Here is an 8756-nt window from a genome sequence, read left to right on the forward strand (position 1 = left end):
TGCCCGGCGCCAAAGCGCCGCCCCCCACCCTATTAAGCAAGAATTAAAACGACGGCACCGGCTCCGCGCCCGAATAATCATAGAACCCGCGCTTGGTCTTGCGCCCAAGCCAGCCGGCTTCCACCAGCTTCGCCAGGATCGGCGCGGGCCGATATTTGGGGTCGCCGAAATCCGCCTGGAACACGCGCAATATCTCCAGCACCGTGTCGAGTCCGATCAGGTCCGCCAATGTCAGCGGGCCCATCGGATGGCCCAGCCCCAGCTTGACGCCGGCATCGATGTCCGGGATCGAGGCCAGTCGCTCACCGACCGCGAAGCAAGCCTCGTTGATCAATGGCAGCAGGATGCGGTTGACGACGAAGCCGGGACTGTCCGCGGCAATGATCGTCGTTTTGCCCACCCTCTTGCCGAACGCCTCGGCCACCCCGACGGTCGTGTCGGCAGTGCCGAGGCCGCGGATGATCTCCAGTAGCGGCATCAGCGGCACCGGGTTAAAGAAATGAAGCCCGATGAAGCGCGCCGGATCGGGCGCCGCCTGGGCGAGGCGGGTGATCGAGATCGACGAAGTGTTGGTCGCAAGCACCGCATCGGGGCCGAGCAGCTTGCCGACATTGCCGAAGATGGTGCGCTTCAGATCCTCGCGCTCGGTTGCCGCCTCGATTACCAGCCCGGCACCCGCCAGCGCATCGAGATCGCCGACCGGTTCGATCGCCGCTGCGGCGGCATCGCGCGCATGGCTTTCGAGCTTGCCCTTCTCGACTGCGCGGTCGAGCATTTTGAGGATGCCGGCCTTCCCCTTGCTGGCGACCTCAAGCGAGACGTCCGCCAGCAACACCTTGATGCCGGCCTGTGCGGCCACCTGCGCGATGCCCGAGCCCATCTGGCCGGCGCCAATCACCCCAACGACATCCATCGGCAATCTCCCTTTGCGTGTCACGGCCGCCGTGCCACCCGAGCGACCGCGAGCGCAAGACCCGATGCCGGCCCCGACGCGCCATCATCGCGGCGTCGATCCGCACAATTGCCTAGGCCCTCCTTTGAGCGAACGTCTTAGCCCGGCAGCGACAGTGGGATGCTCGCCCCGGTGATCGCGCCCGCCTCGGCGGAGAGCAGGAAAGCGACGGTGCGGGCAACGCCGATCGGCTGCACCCACCCGGAAACGTCCGCCTCGGGCATGTCGGCGCGGTTGGTGGGGGTGTCGATGATCGTCGGCAGGATGGCGTTGACGCGGATGCCGCGCCCGCGCAGTTCTTCCGCCAGGCTCTCGGTCAGCGCGCGCACGCCCGCCTTGGACGCTGCATAGGGCGCCATCCCCATCCCCGGCTGGGCCGCGCCGGCAGCGCCGATGTTGACGATCACCCCGCCCGGCGCCGCGAGATGCGCCAGCACCGCACGCGACGAGACCGCCGCGGTGCGCAGGTTCATGCGATACATCCGGTCCCAATTCTCCAGCGCGCCGCCCTCGACCGGCTGCCACACGAAGCCGCCGGCGACGTTGACGAGGCCATCGATAGCGCCGGTCTCGGCCGCTGCCGTCGCATAGGCCGCCTCCACCGCCTGCTCGTCGGCAAGGTCGACACCCCCCAGCGCCAGCCGCGCGCCGAAGCCATCGGGCGCGGGGGCGATATCGACAGCGACCACCTCAAGCCCGCGTGCGCCCAGTTCCGCCACGACCGCACGGCCAAGCGCGCCGAACGCGCCGGTGACGATGATGCTCCCCATGATCCTTCCCTTCCTCTTTGTCCTGCGATTAGCGCGCGGACACCGGCCGTGCCAACGGCCGCGCTCGAAACATCCTATGTACGATCCTCTCGGTCAGCCTGGGCCAAGTATGGCGGGATCGCCAATGTGCATCGACCAATGCGCATCACGCCGGACGATCCGCCACCCTTCCGCGCGGCGTTCCCAGCGATCCACATAGTCGCCATGTGTATCGAAGATGCGATCGCTGCGATCCCCCCGCCCCTGATGCCGCGCCTGCACATAGGCGTGGCTGGTCGCCCCGGCATCGTCGAAGGCGATCATCACGCTGCCGATCAGGTGTTGGGAGGGCCCGCAGCCATCAAGATGACTGCTGAACTGCGTGCGCAGCGCGGCGATGCCCGCCTGCTCCTGCCCGTCGCCATAGTCGAACGCGACATCTTCTGCGAACACCTCGCCCACCGCGGCCCAGTCCCGCGCGTCAAGGATACGGGCAAAGCGCCCCAGTTGATTTGCAATCGCCAGACGATCCGCATCCATCATCATCTCCTGCGTTATCATGCTGCGCCCGATGATACGCAAATCGCGGTGGACGGCCAGCATCTCGCCGCCATTTCGCTTGCCGTCAACCAATTAAGGAATTAGGTTCCGAAATGGATGCCGGCGGCGTGCGAGCGACCGCCTGGCGCCCCAGCCATTGGGAGAGAGCGCATGGATAATGAAATCTCGTCGCGGGTCAGCGACGCTGACTTCGCCTATTACAACGGCAGCGGCCAGAAGTTCACGACCGAGAGTTCGACGCTGATCAGTTCGTCACCCTATCTCAACCATGGCGAGCTGCGCACGTTGATTGCGCAGGAGATGCTGCGCCGGAACGGGCCGGACCTGCCGAACACCGCCTTCATCCCCAATGTCGTCAAGATCCTGATGGAGCTTGAGAACTGGCCGCGCATCTTCCAGCTCTTCGAGGAAGAGAAAGCTCGCCTGCCGGAGTTCAAGAACTGGCTTGAAGGCCGCAAGGTCTCACTGTTCAAGACCGAGGAACTGGCCGGGGCCGAACCCGGCACGTTGCGCGCGGTGATCTACGACTTCGTCGTCAACAGCGGCTACAATATGGACCATTTCTTCCAGGGAATGGAGATCAAGACCGACTTCGACTTCTACATGAAGGAACGGACGCACACCCACGATATCGAGCATATGATTACCGGCTTCGAGACCAATCATGCTGGTGAAGTCGCGCTGCTCGCCGCCAATTCGCGCGCGCTCTACAAATATTTCGTGCCGGAGCTGGCCGCCTTCTTCAACCGCGTCAGTTCCTATCTGAAGGCCAAGACGACACTGAAGAGCGGCCTTTTCTATCCGGAGGCCTTCAAGGTGGAGCTGGACGCCGAGGATATCGGCGCCGCGCAGGGCCGGGCGTGGAAGCACCCGCTGTTCCTGATCCCCTATCGCGACTATCTCGACTGGCAGATCAAGGATCTGCGCGAGGAATTCGGCATCACCAACCCGCCGCCGCCGGGCGAATGGGAATGGACGACCGCCGTCAGCGAAGATCCCCGCTCCGCCAACGACGACCATGCGATGGCCGCCGCCGCGGAGTAAGCACGCAGGCAGAAGGGGGTAATGGGGCCGGTCGTAGGACCGGCCCCTTTTGTTTTGGAGGAATGTTCAGCCCCTCTCCTTCAGAGGAGGGGTTAAAATCCCGCGCTACCGGCCATCCGTCATCTCCTGCAGCCCCCGCCGATACGCCGGCATTCCTGCCACGATCAGCAGCACGATCAACGGCAGCACCACCGCCCCGGTGATCGCGATCGAGTAGCGCAGCGCGCCCTCGTCGGCGAAGCCGAACTGGGTGATCGCCGCGATAACCGAGCCGCCCAGTCCCATGCCGACGAGGTTGACGCCGAGTAATGTCAGCGCGGTCACCTGGCCGCGAAGCTGGTTGGGCGTCACATCCTGGATCGCCGCGAGCAGCACGCCCTGGGAGGCCTGCCCGACCAATGTGCCCAGTGCCATGAACGCCAATGCCAGTTGCGGCGTCGGCATCAGCGGGCCGATCACCAACGGGACGCCCTTGAGGATCGTCGCGACCAGCACGATGCGCATATTGGCATCGGCCTGCCCGCTCCGCACCAACCGCCCGGCGAACCAGCCGCCGGTCAGGGTGCCGATCGTGCCGCACACCAGCATCACCGTGCCGAAATAGAAGCCGACCTCGGCCGTGCTCATGCCATAGGTGCGGATCAGGAAGGTCGGGTACCAGACGCTGGTGCCGATCGCGAGCATGGCGATCAACGCGGTTGATCCCAGCAACATGCCATAGAGCTGCCAGCGCTCTCCGAGATAGGAGAACACCGCCGACAGCGGCATCCGCGCGCCATGCGCCGCCGCCAGCTCGCGCCGCTCCGGCTCGCGGATCGTCATCACCAGCGCGGCGATCAGCAGACCCGGCAAGCCGACGGCGATGAACACCATCTGCCACGGCTGGTGCGCGCCGAGGCCGAACATCTCGATCGGCCCCCGCGCAGTGAAATGGTCGAGCAGCGCCGCCCCCAGGATCAGGGCCAGCCCACTGCCGATCGGATAGCCGATCGCGTAGAAGCTGATCGCCAACGCCCGACGGCTGCGATCGAAATAGTCGCTGATCAGCGAATAGGCGGAGGGGCTCAATGTCGCCTCCCCCACGCCCACGCCAACCCGCGCGGCGAACAGCGCGCCGAAGCTGCGGACCATGCCGCAGACCATCGTCATCGCCGACCAGAACAGCACACCGCCTACCACCAGCCGCGTGCGCTTGCGGCTGGTATCGACGAAGCGGCCGATCGGGATCGCCGCCAAACTATAGAGGATCGCGAAGGCGAAGCCTTGCAACAGGCTGATCTCGAAATCGCTGAGCTGCAGATCACGTTTGATCGGCACCACCAGCAAGGTGAGCACCCGCGCATCGATCGCGCTGAAGCTGTACGCCAGGAACAGCACGAACACGACATACCAGCGATAGGCGCCGCCGGTGCGGACATCGCTCGCCGGGGCGGCTTTTTTCAGGATCGACGCCATCGGCGGCGCCGTCACCAGGCCGATGCCGGATTGGCGCGTGCCAGAAGCGTCTCCGTGCGCAAACGGATCATCCTGTCCCCCTCCTCGCTTTCGGGGAGCAGCCAGAATCTTCCGTTCCGCACCCCCTCCAGTGCGAAGCTGGCAACCTCCTCCGGTTCGGTCAACTGCATCTGCAGCCCGGTGGTCTTCAGCAGATCCTGCATCGTGCGATAGGCGACCGGCTCCTCGGGTTCGGCGCCGGCATATTCGCGCGGACGCACCAGCCGAGAGGCCATGATCGCGGTGTTGACCGTGTGCGGCCCCGGGAACAGCACCGCGGCACGCACCGTCCCACCTTCCCGTAGCAATTGCTGGTGGAGCACCTCTGATATGCTCGTCACCGCCGCCTTGGTCGCGGCATAGATCGGCGTGTTGGGCAGCGATCGCAGCCCGCCATTGGTGGACGAGGTGTTGATCACCACCCCCTCCTCGCCCGACGCCAGCATCCGCGGCACGAACGCCTTGATGCCATGGACCACGCCCATCACATTGACGTCGATGCCCCAATGCCAGTCGTTTGCGGGCAGCGACCAGATCGTCTTCTTCGCCTCGCCCAGTCCGACGCCGGCATTGTTGAACAGCAGGTGCACCGCGCCGAACCGGTCGAACACCTGACCGGCGAGCGCCTCGACCGATGCCTCTTTGGTGACGTCCACCGCGATGCCCGCCACGTCGCCGGCCAGTTCGGCCGCCACCGCATCGAGCTTTGCCGCGTCGATATCCGCGATCACCACCCGCGCGCCGGCCGCCGCAAGCTGCTCGGCAAGCGCACGACCGACCCCGCTGGCACCCCCGGTGACGACCGCCACCCGCCCCGCGAACGACTGCATCAGGCCGCCTTCTCCGCCGGCTGGGCGAGATCGACGCCGCCGTTGGTCGGCTCGTCATAGCGACCGATCCAGTGCGGCGCGATCCAGTCGCCCGGCACGGTGCGCAGGATCTGCCCGCTGGTCTGCGTCGCGCCCTCGACATACTCCATAGAAACCAGCCGGCGCACGGGAATGTCGATCAGCGGATCGTAGGGCGACTCGGCCAGCCGGATCTCGCCCGTCATGTCGCGGCGAGTGGTATAGCTGCGCTTCCAGTTGAGGCGGGTCAGGAACACATCCCCGTCGAACTGGCCGGGCGTGTCGATCGACGGCAGCGCCTTGTAGCAGAACAAATATTCTTCGAACGCCCGCGGTGCGTCATTCTCCGCGCCGATCCGCCCCTCAATTTCGAAATAGGTGATGCCGTGGCGGCTGCAGGTCGCGCGGACATGATCGCCCTGGCGCTCGAAGCTGGTCTCGGCAACCTTCTTGGGCTCGCCGAAACGCTCGCGGCCGGAGGTGACGACGCTCTCCCCTTCCATCGCCATGTGGAAGCAATAGGCGCCGGGCGTGCCCTCATAGGTGCAGTTGATCCCCATCGTCAGCGCGCCGATCTCGACTGTGCGATCGTCGGCGACATGCATCGCGACATGGGCGATCTGCAACCACACCTCGGGCCGCTCGATCCCGACCAGCGGCTGAGGCAGCAAGGCGCGCGCGACCGCCTCGTCGGTCTCATAGACCGCACGGACGCTGCGCACGGTGTTACGCAGCGCACCTGCCGAGCGCGTCGCGGCGGGCCCCTGAAGATAGCGAAGTCGGCTCATATCCTCTCTCCTCGTCTTTGCCGGGCGCGATCCTCCGGTCGCGAAAGGAGCCTCCTTCCGCGTCCGCATGTCGGCCCTGTTCGTGTCACGCCGCGGCGATGCTGCCGGGCGTGTCCGCATCCGCGTAGAACTGCTCGAAATAGCGGCGGAAGCGCAGGATCGGCCCGTCGCCGTCGCATAGCAAAGGCCGCTTCCGGTGGATCTTGTGGTGCCAGATCGGAATGTCGCCCGCGACGCCGGTCTGGCCGCAGGTGTTGGCGATCGCCGCCTCGATCGCGCGCGCCTCGAAACTGTCGGGCGCGACCTCGGGATGGGTGAAGCAGAAGCGAAGCTCCACCTCATCCGCCTCCACCGGCGTCGCCAGCACCATCAGAGACAAGGTGACGACCCCGGTAAGCTGGGTGAATTTCTGCCCCGCGCCGTTCTGGATCGTGGTGACGGTGGAAGGGATGACCTTCGTCGTGCCATCCGGCAGCTTCACCGCGCGTTCGCCGGCGGCGTGGCTGTGGCGGACATGCCCGTCATAGCTGGTCGTGCCCTCCGGCACCGCGTCCATCTTGTGGACGAATTCGAAATGAGCGACGTCCACCCCGTTCTCGGCGATTTCCTGCGGATTGCTCGCGAAGCGCCAGTCGAACCGGCGCGGCTTCGCCCAGCCCGGCCGGGTGAACTCGTCATGCGCTATCACATCATAATGCGGCGCCACGCCCAGCGGGTGATACCAGGCCCAGATCACGCCATTGGCCTCGCGGATCGGATAGGGCCGCGCGATCGGTTCGCGCTTGGCGATTGGCGGAAACGCCTTGGCGTAGGGGATGTCGCTGCAGAAGCCGTCGGGCTTGAACGCCCAGGCGTGAAACGGGCAACGGATGCTCTCCCCATCGACCGTGCCGCCGTGGCCGAGATGCGCGCCCAGATGCGGACAATATGCATCGAGCAGCCCAGCCACGCCCCCCTCATTGCGAAACAGCACAAGATCGCGGCCGAAATAATGGAGCGGCTTCACCTCGCCGATCGCAAGTTCGTCGGCATAGCCGACGAAGAACCAGCCGAAGGGAATGCCCATCGGAAAACGCTCGACCTGCGGCAACCTCGCCTCCTTAACGCTGGGGCCGTCTGCTGCGGCCATGGAGGAAGCTTAGACCGCGCTCCCGAAAGAGAAAGCCCATCGCGGCAAACGCATCATGCCTGCTCGTGGACAATCCCGTGCGGATAGTTGGTGGGCGACATGCGCGGCCAGTCCCATGGCCGGATCTTCTGCTTGGTGAAGCGCGCGGCGAGGAAATCGATGAAGGATCGCGTCGCCGCCGGCATGATGCCGGGTGAGAAGACCACCCAAACTTCCTTGTCGTGGAAGCTCCATTCCGCATCGCAGGCCAGGATATTGCCGCCGGCCAGATCCGCGCGGATCACGCTGACCGGCAGATGCGCCAGCCCCAGCCCGCGCCGCGCCGCCCAGCGCAGGGCGACGCCGCTATTGCTCTTCCACCGCCCCTTCAGCCGCACGCGATCGCCGCCGTTGAACTCGAACACGCCGGTCGCGTCGGTCAGGCATTGGTGGTGCGAGACATCCTCGACCGCGGCTGGCCAGCCATGTTCGCGGACATAGTCGGGCGAGGCGCACAGGCAGTAGGAAAGATAGCCGAACAGCCGCGCCTTGGCAGCGGAATCGGGCAGCCGGCCATAGCGGATGACGACGTCGAACCGCTCCTGCTGCACGTCGGATTCGTGGAGATAGGCGACCGGCTCGATCACGATATCGGGGTGCAGCGCGCTGAAATCGGCAAGCAGTGCGGACATGTAGTCGGTGCCGAAGATGTCGCTGAGCCCGATCCGCAGCCGCCCGACCGGCGCCGATTGGAACTGGGTGACGCGCTGCTCGATCTCGACGAGCCGTTCCTGCAGCGCATGACATTGTTCGTGGAAGATCTCGCCGGCCGCGGTCAGCGACAGGCGGCGGGTGGTGCGGATCAGCAATTGCGTGCCCAGCCGCGCTTCCAGCTCATTCACCGTCTTGCTGACGAAGGATTTGGAAACGCCCAGTTCTTCGGCCGCGCCAGTGAAGCTCCCTGCGGAGACCACCGCCAGAAACTCCTCGACTCCGCGCCAAGCCGACATCTCAGCCACCCTCCTCGTTATATCTGGCATGAGCGTATCGGCACCCCCACGAATTGGCAAAGCCCGCCCTTCAGGACGTGGCGCGAGATCTCCCTCTCCCGCTTTTCGCGGGACTGCTGCGAAACAAGGCGATTTCGGATCGACGCGAAGATTGGTGGCGCGTGGCCAAGCTTCGCTGATCTCGGCGGTACCTTTGTTGGGG

Annotated in this window: 9 protein-coding genes; 1 reads left to right on the forward strand and 8 read right to left on the reverse strand. The window is 65.5% G+C overall.

The window, feature by feature from the left end; translation table 11 throughout:
* Positions 1–43: 43 nt before the first annotated feature.
* The 3 genes from FHS96_RS09050 to FHS96_RS09060 all read right to left on the reverse strand — a co-directional run bounded on the left by FHS96_RS09050 (position 44) and on the right by FHS96_RS09060 (position 2241).
* A complete protein-coding gene (locus FHS96_RS09050) occupies positions 44–913 on the reverse strand; it encodes a 3-hydroxyacyl-CoA dehydrogenase family protein (RefSeq protein ID WP_429589525.1) in 870 nt (289 codons plus the stop codon).
* A 137-nt stretch (positions 914–1050) separates the two neighbouring features.
* A complete protein-coding gene (locus tag FHS96_RS09055; RefSeq protein WP_429589528.1) occupies positions 1051–1722 on the reverse strand; it encodes an SDR family NAD(P)-dependent oxidoreductase in 672 nt (223 codons plus the stop codon).
* Between the two features lie 93 nt (positions 1723–1815).
* The gene (locus tag FHS96_RS09060) at positions 1816–2241 is read right to left on the reverse strand and encodes a nuclear transport factor 2 family protein (protein WP_429589531.1); all 426 of its coding nucleotides are present in this window, start codon (positions 2239–2241) and stop codon (positions 1816–1818) included.
* A 171-nt stretch (positions 2242–2412) separates the two neighbouring features.
* On the opposite strand from FHS96_RS09060, the gene FHS96_RS09065 reads away from it, so the two are divergent.
* Complete coding sequence (locus FHS96_RS09065; RefSeq protein ID WP_429589534.1) at positions 2413–3306, forward strand: Coq4 family protein; 894 nt, start codon at positions 2413–2415, stop codon at positions 3304–3306.
* A gap of 105 nt (positions 3307–3411) precedes the next feature.
* Here the strand turns inward: FHS96_RS09065 and FHS96_RS09070 are convergent, their stop codons facing one another.
* The 5 genes from FHS96_RS09070 to FHS96_RS09090 form a co-directional block, all read right to left on the reverse strand.
* Positions 3412–4761: an MFS transporter gene (locus FHS96_RS09070; RefSeq protein ID WP_429589538.1), complete on the reverse strand. Its 1350-nt coding sequence runs from the start codon at positions 4759–4761 to the stop codon at positions 3412–3414.
* Between the two features lie 11 nt (positions 4762–4772).
* Positions 4773–5630, reverse strand: coding sequence for an SDR family NAD(P)-dependent oxidoreductase (locus tag FHS96_RS09075; RefSeq protein WP_429589541.1), 858 nt, complete (start codon positions 5628–5630; stop codon positions 4773–4775).
* Positions 5630–6436: an acetoacetate decarboxylase family protein gene (locus tag FHS96_RS09080; protein WP_429589544.1), complete on the reverse strand. Its 807-nt coding sequence runs from the start codon at positions 6434–6436 to the stop codon at positions 5630–5632. The genes FHS96_RS09075 and FHS96_RS09080 overlap by 1 nt, the downstream gene beginning before the upstream one ends.
* Positions 6437–6521: 85 nt before the next feature.
* Complete coding sequence (locus FHS96_RS09085; RefSeq protein ID WP_429589547.1) at positions 6522–7526, reverse strand: Rieske 2Fe-2S domain-containing protein; 1005 nt, start codon at positions 7524–7526, stop codon at positions 6522–6524.
* Positions 7527–7618: 92 nt separating this feature from the next.
* Positions 7619–8554, reverse strand: coding sequence for a LysR family transcriptional regulator (locus FHS96_RS09090; protein ID WP_429589550.1), 936 nt, complete (start codon positions 8552–8554; stop codon positions 7619–7621).
* Positions 8555–8756: the final 202 nt, after the last annotated feature.

The organism is Sphingomonas zeicaulis, from assembly GCF_050433225.1.
GTDB classification, from domain to species: Bacteria; Pseudomonadota; Alphaproteobacteria; order Sphingomonadales; family Sphingomonadaceae; genus Sphingomonas_D; species Sphingomonas_D zeicaulis.

Bases quoted from the DNA above. Each gene is read 5' to 3' on its own strand.
- FHS96_RS09050 (WP_429589525.1), bottom strand. From the start codon at position 913: ATGGATGTCGTTGGGGTGATTGGCGCCGGCCAGATGGGCTCGGGCATC.
- FHS96_RS09090 (WP_429589550.1), bottom strand. From the start codon at position 8,554: ATGTCGGCTTGGCGCGGAGTCGAGGAGTTTCTGGCGGTGGTCTCCGCA.
- FHS96_RS09065 (WP_429589534.1), top strand. From the start codon at position 2,413: ATGGATAATGAAATCTCGTCGCGGGTCAGCGACGCTGACTTCGCCTAT.
- FHS96_RS09080 (WP_429589544.1), bottom strand. From the start codon at position 6,436: ATGAGCCGACTTCGCTATCTTCAGGGGCCCGCCGCGACGCGCTCGGCA.
- FHS96_RS09070 (WP_429589538.1), bottom strand. From the start codon at position 4,761: ATGGCGTCGATCCTGAAAAAAGCCGCCCCGGCGAGCGATGTCCGCACC.
- FHS96_RS09055 (WP_429589528.1), bottom strand. From the start codon at position 1,722: ATGGGGAGCATCATCGTCACCGGCGCGTTCGGCGCGCTTGGCCGTGCG.
- FHS96_RS09075 (WP_429589541.1), bottom strand. From the start codon at position 5,630: ATGCAGTCGTTCGCGGGGCGGGTGGCGGTCGTCACCGGGGGTGCCAGC.
- FHS96_RS09060 (WP_429589531.1), bottom strand. From the start codon at position 2,241: ATGGATGCGGATCGTCTGGCGATTGCAAATCAACTGGGGCGCTTTGCC.